General features: G+C 45.8%; 15 protein-coding genes. 14 read left to right on the top strand and 1 reads right to left on the bottom strand.

Annotation, left to right across the window (positions count from 1 at the left end; translation table 11 throughout):
* Window position 1: 1 nt before the first annotated feature.
* From E5260_RS08015 to E5260_RS07970, 10 genes are all read left to right on the top strand, one after another.
* On the top strand, window positions 2-493 hold the full coding sequence (locus tag E5260_RS08015) for a dihydrofolate reductase (RefSeq protein WP_003640578.1): 492 nt from the start codon (window positions 2-4) through the stop codon (window positions 491-493).
* A 106-nt stretch (window positions 494-599) separates the two neighbouring features.
* The gene (locus E5260_RS08010) at window positions 600-1451 is read left to right on the top strand and encodes a DegV family protein (protein WP_003640577.1); all 852 of its coding nucleotides are present in this window, start codon (window positions 600-602) and stop codon (window positions 1449-1451) included.
* Between the two features lie 149 nt (window positions 1452-1600).
* A complete protein-coding gene (locus E5260_RS08005; RefSeq protein ID WP_003644430.1) occupies window positions 1601-2545 on the top strand; it encodes an SGNH/GDSL hydrolase family protein in 945 nt (314 codons plus the stop codon).
* Window positions 2546-2557: 12 nt separating this feature from the next.
* On the top strand, window positions 2558-3202 hold the full coding sequence (locus tag E5260_RS08000) for a YpmS family protein (protein WP_003640575.1): 645 nt from the start codon (window positions 2558-2560) through the stop codon (window positions 3200-3202).
* Window positions 3203-3213: 11 nt separating this feature from the next.
* Window positions 3214-3435 (top strand): YozE family protein, encoded by a 222-nt coding sequence (locus E5260_RS07995; RefSeq protein WP_003640574.1) that lies wholly within the window; start codon window positions 3214-3216, stop codon window positions 3433-3435.
* A 29-nt stretch (window positions 3436-3464) separates the two neighbouring features.
* Entirely contained in the window at window positions 3465-4943 is a 1479-nt protein-coding gene (locus E5260_RS07990) for a S41 family peptidase (RefSeq protein WP_003640573.1), read from the top strand.
* A gap of 366 nt (window positions 4944-5309) precedes the next feature.
* Entirely contained in the window at window positions 5310-6785 is a 1476-nt protein-coding gene (locus E5260_RS07985) for an MFS transporter (protein WP_003640572.1), read from the top strand.
* A 284-nt stretch (window positions 6786-7069) separates the two neighbouring features.
* Window positions 7070-8128 carry an LLM class flavin-dependent oxidoreductase gene (locus tag E5260_RS07980; protein WP_003640571.1) on the top strand — a complete coding sequence of 353 codons (1059 nt, stop codon included), beginning with the start codon at window positions 7070-7072 and terminating at the stop codon, window positions 8126-8128.
* Window positions 8125-8823, top strand: a complete 699-nt coding sequence (locus E5260_RS07975; protein WP_003640570.1) for an NADPH-dependent F420 reductase — start codon at window positions 8125-8127, stop codon at window positions 8821-8823. Before E5260_RS07980 ends, E5260_RS07975 begins: the two co-directional genes overlap by 4 nt.
* A 186-nt stretch (window positions 8824-9009) precedes the next feature.
* Window positions 9010-9945 carry a restriction endonuclease gene (locus tag E5260_RS07970; protein WP_003640569.1) on the top strand — a complete coding sequence of 312 codons (936 nt, stop codon included), beginning with the start codon at window positions 9010-9012 and terminating at the stop codon, window positions 9943-9945.
* Window positions 9946-10194: 249 nt separating this feature from the next.
* Here E5260_RS07970 and E5260_RS07965 read toward each other — a convergent pair whose 3' ends face one another.
* Window positions 10195-11124 carry a LysR family transcriptional regulator gene (locus E5260_RS07965; RefSeq protein WP_003640568.1) on the bottom strand — a complete coding sequence of 310 codons (930 nt, stop codon included), beginning with the start codon at window positions 11122-11124 and terminating at the stop codon, window positions 10195-10197.
* A gap of 189 nt (window positions 11125-11313) precedes the next feature.
* Here E5260_RS07965 and E5260_RS07960 point away from each other — a divergent pair, with 189 nt between their 5' ends.
* From E5260_RS07960 to dprA, 4 genes are all read left to right on the top strand, one after another.
* Window positions 11314-12462 (top strand): cobalamin-independent methionine synthase II family protein, encoded by a 1149-nt coding sequence (locus tag E5260_RS07960; protein WP_003640567.1) that lies wholly within the window; start codon window positions 11314-11316, stop codon window positions 12460-12462.
* 567 nt (window positions 12463-13029) lie between these two features.
* On the top strand, window positions 13030-13884 hold the full coding sequence (gene ylqF, locus E5260_RS07955) for a ribosome biogenesis GTPase YlqF (RefSeq protein ID WP_003640566.1): 855 nt from the start codon (window positions 13030-13032) through the stop codon (window positions 13882-13884).
* The gene (locus E5260_RS07950; protein ID WP_003640565.1) at window positions 13877-14644 is read left to right on the top strand and encodes a ribonuclease HII; all 768 of its coding nucleotides are present in this window, start codon (window positions 13877-13879) and stop codon (window positions 14642-14644) included. The genes ylqF and E5260_RS07950 overlap by 8 nt, the downstream gene beginning before the upstream one ends.
* Before the next feature lie 78 nt (window positions 14645-14722).
* Window positions 14723-15589, top strand: a complete 867-nt coding sequence (gene dprA, locus E5260_RS07945; RefSeq protein ID WP_003640564.1) for a DNA-processing protein DprA — start codon at window positions 14723-14725, stop codon at window positions 15587-15589.
* The last annotated feature ends 29 nt before the right edge of the window (window positions 15590-15618 follow it).

The following is a 15618-nucleotide window of genomic DNA, read 5'->3' as shown; positions in this document are numbered from 1 at the left end:
AATGATTGCATTGATATGGGCAGAAGATCAAAATGGCCTGATTGGCAACCAGGGCCAGCTTCCCTGGCATTTACCAGCAGATATGCAGCGGTTCAAAGCGCTGACGACCGGACACCATGTCGTGATGGGGCGCAAGACTTTTGCGGGCTTTAAACGCCCGCTCCCACGGCGGACCAATTGGGTGCTCTCACGTCAGTCTGATTTAAAGTTGCCACCGGAAGTCCATCAACTAGCAGATGTGGCGGCGATCCAAACACTCGCGGCCGCCCATCCGGATGAACCGATTTTTGTCATTGGTGGTGCGGTGGTGTTTGAAGCCGTGTTACCGGTGGCCGATTATTTATATCGGACGCGTATCAACGCAAGGTTTGATGGTGATACTTGGATGCCGGCCGTAGATTACACGCAGTGGCAGCTGGTGAGCCAACAAATTGGGACGGTGGATGAGAAAAATCAATATCCGTACGAATTTGATGATTTCCGCCGTCGTTAATTCAGTGGCAACCGTGAAACTCAGGCAGATTTCTGCTATACTGAAAGCATTAATTTTATTGTAACGATCGTTTAAACGTTACAAGTATAAGAAAGCGTGGCAAAGTATGACGAAAATCAAGATTGTGACCGATTCTTCGGCAAATTTGACGGATGCCGAGGTAAAAAAATACGATATTACCGTGATTCCGTTGACTGTCATGATCGATGGCACCATTTACGTGGAAGATGAAACGATTACGCGTGAAGAATTTATTGACAAGATGGCAACGGCTAAATCTTTACCAAAGACGAGCCAACCGGCACTCGGAACGTTCATTGAAACGTTTGATAAGTTAGGTGCGGATGGCGCGAGTGTGATTTGTATCAATATGCTCGAAGCCATTTCAGGAACAGTGCACACGGCGGAACAAGCGGCTTCGATTACGAAGACCGATGTCACCGTGATCGACGCTCGGACGACCGACCGTGCGATGGCCTTTCAAGTTTTGACTGCTGCTAAGTTAGCCCAGAGTGGTGCTGACAAACAGGCGGTCATCGATCAGATTCATGCGACTCAGGCCCATACCAAGCTATTCATGGGCGTAATGACCCTGAATAACCTCGTTGCTGGTGGTCGAATCAGTCGTCTGACGGGGGCAATCAGTACGCTACTGAATGTTAAGATTGCCTTGGAAGTTGATGACGGCACCCTAGATGTGAAGATGAAGGGGCGCGGTGTTAAGGCGATTAATAAGTTTTTTGATAAGGTTCTCGACGATATTATTGCAACGCCGAACGTCGCCGAAGTTGCAATCTCTCACGTTGGCGCCACGGAGCGCGTGGAAGAATATCGGGCGCGCCTACAAGCGGCTTTACCAAGTCTCAAGATCAGTGTTCAACCAACGGTGCCAATTATTGCGACCCATGGTGGCCCGGGTGCGTTTGCCGTGGAATATCATACGCAAGCGCCAGCGTAAAGTGAGCGGTGTCCCACAGGCGACTTGTCTACGAGCACTAATGGCAAATGGTGATCGTCCCAACAGGGGATGGTGACCATTTTATTGTTCAAAGATGAGTTAGCTCTGATTAAATGGACTGCTCAACGGTGAAGAAAGGTTGGATGCCAATGTCCAAAGTTAAAGAAACCATTAAAATCATTTTAGTGATGGCGGTGTTAGCGGTCGGGGTGTTTTTCGGGGTCAATTATCTGCTGCATCCGCAAAATGAATCGGCGACGACTACCCCAACAACGACTAAAAAGACCACTGCCAAGAAGACGCCCCACAAGGCGAAAATCAACTTGGTCGCGGTCGGTGACTCCTTAACCGAAGGGGTCGGCGATGAGTCCGAGGGTGGCTACGTTGGTCAGATCAAAAAAACGTTGACGACTAAGCAAAAGCTGAAGGTGACGACCACGAATGCTGGTAAGTCCGGTGATCGGAGTGACCAGATTTTAGCACGCATTAATAAGTCGAAAGTGTTACAACAGAAAATTGCCAAGGCGGATGTGATTACCGTGACGGTTGGCGGTAACGACCTCTTGCAAACGCTCGAAGGGTCCCTAACTTCTAACAATACGGCCAAAAATAACGCGACGGTTGCTAAAGCGCAAACTTTATATGCGAATAAACTAACTAAATTATTTAATAAATTACAAAGTTTGAATGGCACTGCGTCAGTTTTTGTCTTTAGCATCTATAATCCAATTTATGTGAACTTTCCAAATGTGACGTCGATCACGCACTACATTAGCCAGTGGAATGATCAGACACAGACGACGGTTAGTCAATACAAGCATACGTATTTTATGGATATCAATTGGACCATGTCACACGGCCAGTACAAGACGGCAGCCCAGATTCGCAAGTTGAAGAAAGCAGCGAGTGCCACGACCTTAACTAGCTTAACCAGCTCAAAGGCCATTACTGGCGCTTTAGAGGCGGAAAACAAGACGAATGATTTGATTTCGACTGCTGATAATTTCCATCCCAATAAGCGGGGGTATCGTGTGTTTACAACCAAACTGTATCAGACCATGATGGCCCATGATGCGTGGTTAATCAAAAAATAGGGAGGTAATGAGATGCGGGAAGCACAACGAAACAAGCAGGCATCAGCACCTAAAAATCCGAAGACAAACGGTCCAATCAATGTTTGGAAATGGGTCGCCGTTGTCTTGATTGCGTTGATTGTCGGCACCGGTGCTTACGTCGGCACCCAGGTCTTACGATCGCCTAGCGAAAGCACTAGTTTGACGGCTGCAAGCAATACGGATGCGGCTAGTGTGCCGATTACAATGAATCGAAAACAATTAAACGCCCTTGCGAGTTATTATTTGAATGATCTACAAAAGGGCCAAGACATGAAATATCGCTTCGTGGTCCGGTCTACCGGCGCTTATTTGCTCGGAACGACGCAGGTACTGGGTCAGAACGTGTCGTTTGTGATCACGATGCAACCAAGTGTCATCGATAACGGCAATATTTCGTTGAAAGCAACCAATTTATCGGTCGGGACGATGTCCTTGCCAATCAGCTTTGTGATTAATTATATTAATAATAATTACAAGACACCTAAGTGGGTCAAGTTGAATGCCAAGAAGAAGACAATCGACCTCTACTTGAATAAATTAGTTGGTAAACATGATGTTCGTTATAGTGTAGATAAGCTTGATTTGAAGAATAATCAGTTCAAGTTCGAAATGCATATTCCAAAAACTAGTGACTAAGGAGTGAATTCATGCATAAAACATTTTATACATTCTTGATGACGCAACGGAACCCAGACAGTACCGATGCCATTGCCGAATTTGCCAATAATGCGTTTTTGGATCAATCGTTTCCAAAGCAGAGTAAAGATTTTCACGAACTCTCACAATATTTGGAATTGAACGCTGGTTATTTGCCAACGATGACGGTCTTTGATGACGCGTGGCAAGCCTATTTGGCAAGTGAAGCTTAAATTAATTTGTAGGAAAGAGGACGTTCGGTATGCCAGAGGAACCCAAACAAACTAATCCGCACATAAAAAAAGTGCCCCGGCCAAAGCGACGCGTTGGTCTATGGACCTATATTATTTCCATTGTCGTCGCATTAGGCATTGGGGTGGGTGGGACGTACTGGCTGATTGGTCGGCAAGTCAATGCCCAGCTCAGCAGTATGCAGCAGACTAGTAAAGCAATGAAAAAGATTGAATCAGTTTATGAAACGATCAATGAGAATTACTACAAACCGGTCAATGCGAATAAGTTGGCCAACGGTGCCATTAACGGCATGGTCAATTCGTTAGGTGATAAATTTTCCGAGTACATGGACAAGAGCGAGACGGAAAGCTTGAATGACACGATCGACAGTTCGTTTTCTGGAATTGGTGCCCAGGTTCAAAAATCTGGCAACTATGTTCAAATTATTTCACCAATTGCTGGTACGCCAGCTAAGAAAGCTGGTTTGAAACCGAAGGACATTATTAAGGCGGTCAATGGCAAGTCAGTGGCCGGTAAGACCTTGACACAAGCCGTTAGCATGATGCGTGGTAAGATCGGTACGACGGTCAAATTGACGATTGAACGCAGTGGTCAAACCTTTACCGTAAGTTTGAAGCGGGCTAAGATTCCAGTGACGACCGTTGATTATAAGTTAGTCGGTGGCGATAAGAAGATCGGTTATATTACGGTATCGACCTTCTCGACGAATACTGCTAAGGAATTTAAGACGGCGTTGAAGGCACTCGATAAGAAGGGGGCCAAGAAGTTAGTCATCGATATGCGTGGTAATCCTGGCGGGTTGATGACGGCTGCCTTGAAGATGGCCTCAATCTTCTTGAAGAATGGTAAGACGATCATGCAGGTCCAAGCACGCGATGGTTCGACCGAAAAATACACGGCGTCCAAGAAGTATGATGGTGGCTTTAAAGAAACGAAGCCAACGACCGTCTTAATTGATGGTGGGAGTGCTTCGGCAGCTGAAATCTTCTCCGCAGCCTTGCATCAATCGGCAGGTGTTAAACTGGTCGGGTCACAGTCATATGGTAAGGGGACCGTTCAAACGGTGACGACTTTTAATGATAAGACTGAGATGAAGATCACGGTCGCGAAGTGGCTGACACCAAACGGCACTTGGATCAACAAGAAGGGCTTGACACCTGATGTTAAAGCTGATGAGCCGAGTTATGCAAGCTTGACGGTTATTAGCAAGGTCAGTGATTTACAAGCTGACAAGGTCAATAGCAATGTCAAGACGTTCCAGAAGTACTTGCAAGCCTTAGGTTACTTTAAAGGAACCGTTAATGGCTACTTTGGTGATTCAACCACCAGTGCGGTCAAGCAGTATCAAAAGCATGCCAAGTTAACGGTCAATGGCAAGGTCGATAAACAGACACTGACTAAGATCGAGACTGAATTAGCTAATAAGATCAGTGATAATGATCGGGCTTACGATGCAGCAATGAAATTGATTGAAAAGACAAATTAGTTCAAAGCTGATTCGTATATTTTAAAAGGCGTAACCGAAATCCGCATGGCTTTCGGTTATGCCTTTTTAGTTGCGGAATTTTAATGCGGTACCGTCAACGAAGCTTTGACAAGATAGAGGTGGATCTACGAATTAGGCTCAAAAATGGCTTGTCACGGGTGCTTTATAAATCGGCAGTGGAAAGTCTTGTTCATCATGAATTTAAATCAAGATTTAGACTTGCCTTGCGGTGGGGGTAAAGCGGTATACTAGAAATTGTGCGTTAATTGATCAGTATGAAATAGTGAATTTCAACGGGTTGGATTGAGGTAACTTTTAGCTGAACGACTGACGAGATGTTTAGCAATTATAGAAAGAAGTTTTGTTGTGAATCGACGGGCCATTTATTTTGTTCAGGGCGCCCTGTTACTATCGAACGTTATGGCTGGTATCGATAGTACGAATGTGAATACGGCGCTACCAGCAATTATTGCGGATTTACACGGTCTACGGTTAATGGCGTGGATCGTCGCTGTTTTCTTACTAGGAACGGCAGTTTCGACCTTGATCTGGTCAAAAATGGGTGAGCGCTTTGGTAATAAGCGAGCTTATCAAATGACGACGGCACTCTTTATTGTCGGCTCCTTACTACAAGGATTAGCACCCAACATCTGGTTTTTGATTATTGCTCGGGGTGTTGCGGGTCTCGGCAACGGGGGGATGATTTCCTTACCTTACATCATGTATGCGGACATTTTTAAGAATCCGCGTGATCGAATGCGGGCACTGGGACTAGTCTCGGCTTGCTTTAGTATGGCAACGATTATTGGCCCCATGGTCGGTGGTGTGATTGTCGATGTGTGGTCTTGGCACTGGATCTTTTACCTCAACGTACCAATTGGGATTGTCTCAGCCGTGCTGTTACAAATCTTCTATCAAGAACCTAAGCGGGAACATAACTTGCAACCAATGGATCGTGCAGGGGCGTTATTGATGGCGGTTGGGATCATCAGTTTGCTTGGTGGTATTGAACTGATCGGCATGGTGTCGTTATGGATTGTCGCGATCGTGATCGTGGGGGCGCTCATTGTGTTGGGCAGTTTAACCATCGTGGAACGTCGCGCTGTGGACCCGGTTATTCCGGGCCGCCTGTTTAAGAACGCGCCGTTAGTGGTCGATTTCGTCTTATTTGTGCTTATTTGGGGCGCGTTCGTTGCCTTTTTGACGTACAGTCCGATGTGGGCTCAGGGCTTGCTAGGGACGTCAGCGTTAATTGGGGGAGCCACGCAGATTCCAAGTGCTTTTGCTAATTTTGGGGGTAGTGAATCAGTTCCCCGCATGCGGCGGCACTTGACGCCCCATCGCGTCTTGACGATCAATATTATCATTTTGACGCTGACCTTCGTTCCATTGATGATTGGCGGTGTTAAGCTTCCATACTGGGTCTTACTCTTAGCTGGCTTCTTTGAAGGTTGGGGCAATGGGGCCTGCTTTAATGAGCTGCAGGTTAAGGTCCAAGTAGACGCTGATCAACGTGACATTCCAGTTGCGACTTCGTTTAGTTATTTGATTCGGATGCTCAGCCAGACGTTTACCACGGCTATCTTTGGGCTAATCATGAACCAAGCTCTGACTAGTGGGGTGGCACGATCGGATGGTAAAATCACCATGGCGATGATGAACCAGTTAAGTGATGCTAGTCGGGCGGGCCGGCTACCAGCGCACCTAGTGCCGATGATGCGTGGCATCTTACACACTGGACTACAAAATATCATGATTGTTGCGTTCGGATTAATGATTGTCGCTTTAGTGATCAACTTATGGGCACAACGTCATGAGACGCAACGGCAGGCCCAGAGCTAGATAGCATGTGCAAACTTGATTTTTGCAATGATGATTGGTTCGGAACAACTTACGGATGAGTTACGGAGAGGTATTCTAATTGAATACCTCTTTTTATTCTGTGCGATGCTTGTATCGCTGAATTACTACCGAACCGGAATTCATCCAATTGGCAGATTGTTTTAATCATGATTGAAGGTGACTGTCAAGCTGTGCCTATCAGTTGCATTTAAAGAGATAATACGATATATTAACATCAACCACTTACTAAAAGTAAGTAAAATAAAAGTAATGGGGGCATTAAGATGATTGATGTTAATCAACTAGAGTTTGGGTTAGAAACATTTGGGGATATTGTGGCGAAAACGGATGGTAGTTTACAGTCGGCGGGAGAGTCATTGCGCCAAATCGTGCGCGAAGGTCAGTTAGCGGATCAGTATGGGCTGGATGTTTTTGGCATTGGTGAACATCACCGACCAGACTACAGTGTCTCAAGTCCGGAAACGGTGTTAGCAGCCACCGCTGCCGTGACCCAGCACATCAAATTAGCGTCAGCAGTAACGGTGCTGAGTTCCGATGACCCGGTTCGAGTTTATGAACGGTTTGCAACGTTAGACGGCCTGTCTAATGGGCGCGCCCAAGTGATGTTAGGACGGGGGTCGTTTACCGAATCGTTCCCGTTATTTGGCTATGATTTGACGGATTATGATGACCTATTTAACGAAAAACTCGCACTATATGACCAATTGCGAACGGAAAAGCCGGTGACTTGGTCGGGTAAGTTTCGGGCTTCGTTAACGAATCAAGACGTGTATCCAAAGACAGCTACTGGTGAACTTGAGACTTACATTGGGATTGGTGGTTCACCAGAATCAATTATTCGCGCGGCTAAGATTGGCTATAAAGTCATCATTGCAATCATCGGTGGCCGGGCGGACCGATTTAAACCGTATATCAAACTGTATCACGAAGCCGCTAAAAAGTTCAATCAGCCAGCTTATCCGATTGCGGTGCATTCGCATGGATTCATTGCGGATGATCAGGATGAGGCCTTGACGGTGGCTTATCAAAATATCAAAGCTAATTTTGATCGCATTGGATTGACCCGGGGATGGGCGCCAATGAGTCACGAACAATTTGACCGTGAAACAAAATACGGGTCGTTTTATGTTGGAACGCCGACCGTGGTTGCGCAACGGATCGCGACGACGATTGAAACACTAGGGCTGGGGCGCTTTGACTTGGTATACGGGGCCGGTAATCAAACGGCGGCTCAACGTGAACGGATGATTGAATTGTATGCGACACAGGTGATTCCACAAGTTAAAACTATTTTACAAGCGAAGCAGGTGACGACCAAATGACAGTCAAAAACGTTGGAATCCTCGGCGCCGGTAAAGTTGGTATCGTCTTAGCGGAACTGGCATTGGCGGCCGGGTATGACGTTCGCATTTCGGGCTCTGGCAAAGTAAGCAAAATTGAACTAACGATTCAAACACTAGTTCCGGGTGCAATTGCGTCGGAAAATCAGGATGTCATCGCCAACAGTGAGTTAATTATTTTAGCATTACCGCTGAGTCGTTACCGGCAAATCCCGGCTACGGCGCTTGATGGCAAACTTGTAATTGACGCTATGAATTATTGGTGGGAAACAGACGGGGTACGGGAAGAAGTTCTGGATCCCCAGACGTCCTCCAGCGAACAAGTCCAGCAATACTTCAAAGGGAGCCATCTGGTTAAAACACTGAACCATATGGGTTATCATAATCTGCAAGAAGACGCCAGACCTAATGGCGATCCGGCGCGGAAGGCCCTATTGGTAGCTGGTGATGAGCCCCAAGCCGTAGCAACTGTGGCCCACTTTGTGGAGACGCTTGGGTTTGATCCCATTAGCTATCCCCGACTGGCGGATGGTATTATGACTGAACCCGGCAGTCCGTTATTTGGGGCCAGTTTAAGTGCGACCGCGCTTCAGCAAATCATTGATCATTTTGATGAAACTGATTTTGGTCGTGCGCTTGCGGCCAAACATGCATTGGATGTTGAAACAAACAAGTAGCTAAACCAAACTAAAATGCGGCATTCAACCCGAATGTCGTATTTTTTCGTGATCTTAGTTGGTTAGATGGGGAAACGCACAACGCAAGACTAATTCAAACATGATAGAATAAATTTTGAAGCCGAATATTGACAGTTTGCTGTGTCAAAAAATAGTTGGCATTAAATTTGAAAGTTGGCATTTGAGATGAGTTATAAGCGTTGGAATGTAGAGAAGGCAATCGTTTTAGCACTACGGGAACTTGGTGGAACAGCCTCACGAAAAATAATACGCCAGACAATTGCTACAAATGAATATGTTAATCTGAAGTATGAGGATGTCTATGATACTAAAGTCAGTGCACGGACCGGAAGAGCGTATAATCCCTTCCTATACGATTTCAACTTTGGGTTAAAAAACCTACTTACAGTTGGCTATATTAGTTCCATGGAATGGGGAAAGGAAATTTCACTGACAAGTATCGGCAGAACTGCTGAATTATCAAATTATCCGACCTCTGAACAAACCCAACTAGTTACGAACTATTGGAATCAAAAGACACGTGAAAGAGTACATCGGAAATTAACAGCAATGCAGGAATCTGATGACAAGTTGGCAGATAGGGATGAGGATCTGGTCGTAATCGATGATCCAGAGTCGCGACAAGATGCAGATGAATCACAATGGAAGAGTGATTTAATTGAATGTTTAAAAAAATTCAATTCTGGAAAGTTTGAAAACTTTTCGCGAGCATTGATTTCAAAAATGGGTGTGACCATTGATAAAAATCGTGGTGTGGTACGTTCAGCTGATCACGGTATCGATGGCTTTGGCTATTTTAAATCCGACGAGTTTCGTACTAGCCGGGTGGCAATACAGTGCAAACGGTATACGCAGGACCAGGTATCCGAACCTGAAATTGATAAATTTAAGGGCGTCATGGATAGTTTTAATGCTGAATATGGTATCTTTGTGACAACTAGTCATTTCACTAACCGAGCTAAAGCTAAGGCGATGCAGGGAAATAATACGGTAACACTAATTGATGGTCAGGAGTTAGCTGATTTAGTTGAAAAATATGAATTACAGATTACCCCTATTAAAACATATACTTTAAATGCATATTATTATGAACAAGATTGATTGAATTTTGAGTGTGTTGAAATCTCATCAATAAATTAAGATAAAAAAACTGATATCCCCGCTGAGTTAATCCATACTCAGCGGGGGTTTTGAAAAAGGATATATATGATGTTTAAATGGTTTAGGTGTCCTGCTTTAGTGAAGGCGATTGCGGTTTGGACATTAAAGCCTTGATCAAATTGCAAAAAACAACCCGCCACTGTATGTTGTTAACAAAAAATGAATTCAGTCACGTCATGTGTCGATCAGTCAATTATTATTAAAAACGTCAAAGCCATATCCTTGAATGTGCTGTTTCAATAGTGTCAAATAGCGCTGGGCCGTAGCGCTCAATTCGATTTTCTTATGGCGCAGGTATCCAAGGGTCATTGCATCATCCACTTTTAGTGGAATCGCCACAATTTTTTCGTCATTGAGTTCGCTGCTGATGATGCCTGAACTGATTGTATAGCCATTTAAACCCACCATCAAGTTGAAGATCGTTGCCCGGTCACTGATGCGGATATGCTTTTTATGAGGCAGCGTACTGAGGATTTCTTCTGCAAAATAAAAGGAACTCGTATCGCCTTGCTCATAAGAGAGGTAGGGATAGTCTCGTAGGTCATCCAAAGTCAGTTCTTGCTTGTGCGTTAATGGGTTATCACGACCGACGAAAACGTGCGGGCGAGCCTCGAATAGCGGTACGAAGCTTAAGTCTTTGTCAGCAATCAAACGGCTAAGCACGGTCTGATTGAACTTATTAAGATAAATGACGCCGAGCTCGCTTTTCAAAGTCTGAACGTCATTGAGCACGTTGGCCGTTTCAGTCTCGCGTAATGTGAACTGATAGGTATCGCCACCAATTTCCTTGACTAATTCGACAAAGGCGTTCACGACAAACGCATAGTGTTGCGCAGAGACACTAAAGATACGTTTGCGAACGGTTCCCTGACCAAAATGTTCGTTGAGTAAATTAACTTGGTCGAGGACACTGCGAGAATAGTTAATGAATTCACGGCCCGCATCCGTCAAAGTGATCCCCGTTTTATGACGATAAAACAGTTGTACTTGATATTCCTTTTCGAGTTCTTTCATTGCTTGGGATAATGAGGGTTGGCTGATAAATAACTGTTTGGCCGCCTCGTTGATCGAGCCAGTCGTGGCAATTTTTTCTAAGTAGCGCAATTGTTGAATACGCATTAAGTGCACCTCCTGAGAAATGGTGGGTTTCAGTATCTAGTTAACGCATGATTGTAGCTGGCGTGATTGAATAAATTATTTAAGTTATAGGTATTGCCTATTATATCATCAATGCAATCAGTCTTATCTATTTTCTAATCAGATTGTTATAATAAACTCATTAAGACAGACACGGAGGATGATTACATTATGACAAAAACACATTTCCAATTGGTCGGCTCACTCTTACGCCCGGCTAGTTTACTTACTTATAAAAATCAAATCGAACATCGTGACGATATTCAATACCCATTTTATGAGGCTTTGCCGGGCTACCAGGCTGCCGAAACAGCGGCAGTGAAGACGGTGATTGCCACCGAAAAGGCGCATGGGATTGATGTGCTAACGGATGGCGAATATACGAAGTCAATGTGGCATTTGGATTTTATTTGGGGGTTTAGTGGTGTTCGGCGGTTCATTGCGGATGAAGGTTATAATTTTCGCGATCATGACGGCAGTGATTTTGAAACACGTAAAGATATTGGCATTGAAATCACAGCACCACTGTCTGGCAAGCATCATCATTTTATCGATATTTATCAGCAACTTAAGTCACAAGCCGATGGTAATGACGTTAAATTAACGATCTGGAGTCCCGCACACGCCTTTGTTGAGTTTGGATACATCGATAAGCTATATGGCCCTGACCAGATTTACAAAACTGTTGATGACTTGCATGCAGGCTTGCTCGGGGCGTATAAAGAATTCTTAACGGATTATCAAGCTGCGGGTGGCAAAATCATCCAATTCGATGACTGCTTGTGGGAAGTGTTTGCCAGTGATAATCAGCAAAGTCCCTTTGGTGCTGGAAATGGCAGTCTCCAAGAATTAGCTGATGTGGCCGTCAACACCAATAATGAGTTAGTTGATTTTGGCCATCAATTAGGGTTGAAAGTTTGGACGCATAATTGTCGTGGTAACTATGAAAGTCGGCACTTTGCAGAAGGTAGTTACAATACGATTGCTAAGAAATTCCTGCATGACCAACACTACGACCGTTTCTTCCTTGAATGGGACGATGACCGCGCCGGTGATCTTTCAGCGCTCAAGGTACTTGAGGACCGGCCGAATGTGGAAGTCGTCTTGGGCCTGTTATCCAGTAAGACCAATACCTTAGATGATGAAGATCGCGCGTTACGGTTACTGACGCAAGCTAGTCAAATTTTGAATAAGAACCAGTTATATTTATCTCATCAATGCGGCTTCGCTTCGTGTGACTCAGGTAACGAGTTAACGGCGGCTCAGCAGTGGGCAAAGATTGATCAGGGACAAAAGATTGCAGCTAAATTCTGGGATTAAGTCACGTCAGTTAGTTAGCTGACGGCTATCAAACGACAATCAAACAAGCGCGATGTTGCGGCCATCTTGATGATGAGGGCTGTGACGTCGCGCTTGTTTGTATTTGTAGTGGGTGAACTGTGTGTATGATTGTATCGGCGGGTATTATTAATGAAACGCTAAGGGTGATATGCGATGTGCTTTGACTAACGAGCTAATTGACAGCTACCGCAAGCCTGCAGCCAATAAAATGGTGTCGATGTTCCGGTTAGCTAAATTAACGTGCGGATGTATTGGGCAGCAGATCAATGGGCGGTTTCGAAGCATGGTCGATGTAAACATGGTAAAATATAGATTGCTGCATCATGCCAGTCCCGGACTAGCAAGTGTCCGGTGTTTTAGTTCATGGGCGGCATAGCGACCAACGATTTCGTTGAACGAGTGCATTAGTGGCGGTTGGTGCAAAGCACTTAAGCATGTCGCCACTGGAGCTAGCAGCATCGGCTTGACAGCCAGTGCTGCTCAAGAATTTTAACAATGATCAAAGTTTGAAGGCATTCACGCCACGAGAAAAAGGAGCACAACGTAATGGCAAATATTCAATGGTACCCAGGTCACATGGCCAAGGCGATTCATCAAATTCAGGACAATTTACATTTAGTTGATATTGTTTTTGAATTGGTCGACGCCCGGATCCCAGTGGCTTCCCGGAATCCAGAAATTGAAAAAACGGTCCAACAAAAACCACACCTCTTAATTATGACCAAGAAGGACTTGGCAGATCCCCAAGCGACAGCTGACTGGGTCAAGTATTACGAAGACCAGGGTCAAGTTGCGATCGCGGTCGATTCACGTAGCCGTACGATTGGTAAGCAAATGACGCAAGCGGCTAGTGACATGTTAGCTGACAAGTTAGCAAAAATTGCGGCCCGTGGCATTACTAATCGGCCAATCCGCGCAGTTTGTGTCGGTATCCCCAACGTTGGTAAATCGACCTTATTAAACCATATTGTCAATAAAAAAATTGCCAAAGTCGGTGATCGTCCGGGCGTTACCAAGGGCCAACAGTGGCTCAAAGCGTCCAATAAATTGGAATTACTCGACACCCCAGGGATTTTATGGCCGAAGTTTGAAGACCAAGTCGTTGGTACCAAGCTGGCCGTCACGGGTGCGATTAAGGAAAATATCTATCCTAACGATGACGTCGCTTTGTTTGCCTTGGACTTCTTCAAGCAGCACTACGCGGCACGCTTAGTCGATCGTTATCATTTGACGGCTGAGCAGTTGGCCTTACCAAATCCGGAATTACTGATTGCGATGACGAAAAATGCGGGGATGCGCGATGACTGGGAACGTTTCTGCGTGGCCTTCCTCTTAGATATTCGCAAGGGCCGGCTCGGTCGTTTTACGCTCGACTTAACGGGGGATCAACCCGATGCCTGAACGAACGATTGCGGATTTTAAACGGCTACTGGCTGACCAACCAACGGCAGCGCTTCTAGCCGCGGCTCAAGCCGATCCTCGCAAGGGCGTACAACAGGCTTATCAACACTATTTGCGACAAGCTGAAAAACAGGCGGCGTTAGTGACACGGTTTAATCAACATATGCGTTTAGAACGGGATTTTTGGGCCCACGGCGGACAATACGTTGCTGGGATCGATGAAGTTGGTCGCGGCCCGTTAGCTGGACCAGTCGTAACTGCCGCTGTAGTCTTGGACGATCATTTTGATTTGCTAGAAGTCAATGATTCAAAGCAATTAACCGCTAAGAAACGGGCGGCCCTGATGCCACGGATCCTAGAAGAAGCGGTTGCCGTGGGAATCGGCGTTGCGGATGCCCAACAAATTGATCAATTAAACATTTATGAGGCGACCCGAGTCGCAATGGCCCAAGCCGTCCGTAACCTGTCCGTCCGGCCAACACGTTTACTAGTTGATGCGATGCAGGTGCCGGTACCAATTGAACAGACCCGTCTAATCAAGGGCGATGCGAAAAGCGCGAGCATCTCGGCGGCTAGTATTGTCGCCAAAGTCGTCCGGGATCACTTAATGACAATGTATGATCAAGTGTATCCCGGGTACGACTTTGCTGATAATATGGGCTACGGGACTGCTAAGCATTTGGCCGGGTTGGCCAGTCTCGGCGCTACGCCGATTCATCGCCAATCTTTTTCACCGGTTCGAAATGCTAAGCGGGTCTAAATCCGTAACTACTCTTTAAAGAAGCCGTTCCGTTGACGACTAATGTCAACAAGGGCGAACTTAAGGAGTCGTGATAACATGCAATTAAGAAGTTTATTGATTCGATTACATTTAGCGCACGGCATCGGGTATGCCGGGATGGTACGCGTGTTACAACACTGTCGGCAGGTTCAGACGGTCGTCACTGATCCCCGCCGATTAGGTAAGTTGGCCCATTTAACTGCTAGTCAGCAGGGGCGTTTTACCGCTGATTGGCAAAGTATGGCGTTTCAACAGCGACTAAAACGCCATGCGCAGCTTGATATTTTAACAATCTTGGATGATGATTACCCACCGGCCTTATTAGAAGCCTATCAACCACCATTAGTGTTGTTTTTGCGCGGGCAGCGTGCGTTACTAACGACACGTCAACTTGCGGTTGTTGGTGCTCGGCAGGCCACATCGTATGCGGAACGGGTCACGACGCAATTATTGGCACCGTTAGCAACGGCAAAGTTGACCATTGTCAGTGGACTAGCGAAGGGAGCCGATGGTTTTGCACATCGGACCGCCCTTCGTTTTAACTTACCGACAATCGGGGTGATTGGGACCGGGCTGGATATTAGTTACCCCCGTCAACACCGTGACCTACAGCAGCAAATTAGTCAGGTCGGTTTACTAATCAGTGAGTACCCGCTGGGGGTGGGTCCGGAACCATACCACTTCGTTGCTCGTAACCGGATTATTGCCGGGCTGTGCCAAACGGTTATCGTGGTCGAGGCGCAGGCCCATTCTGGGAGTCTGATCACTGCTAATATCGCGTTACAAAACAATCGCAACGTTCTGGCGGTACCTGGACCAATTGATGCACCATTTTCAGTTGGGTGCAATCAATTGATCGTTGCGGGGGCCAAACCAGTCTTAAATTCGCGACATATAATAGAAGAGTTTTTACCAAAAATTTGACAACACGAAATTTTTGAAATATGATTACA

The organism is Lactiplantibacillus plantarum (assembly GCF_014131735.1).
Classification (GTDB): domain Bacteria; phylum Bacillota; class Bacilli; order Lactobacillales; family Lactobacillaceae; genus Lactiplantibacillus; species Lactiplantibacillus plantarum.
The sequence above is the reverse complement of the archived record's forward strand: the minus strand, read 5'-3'. Positions and strand labels throughout refer to the sequence as shown.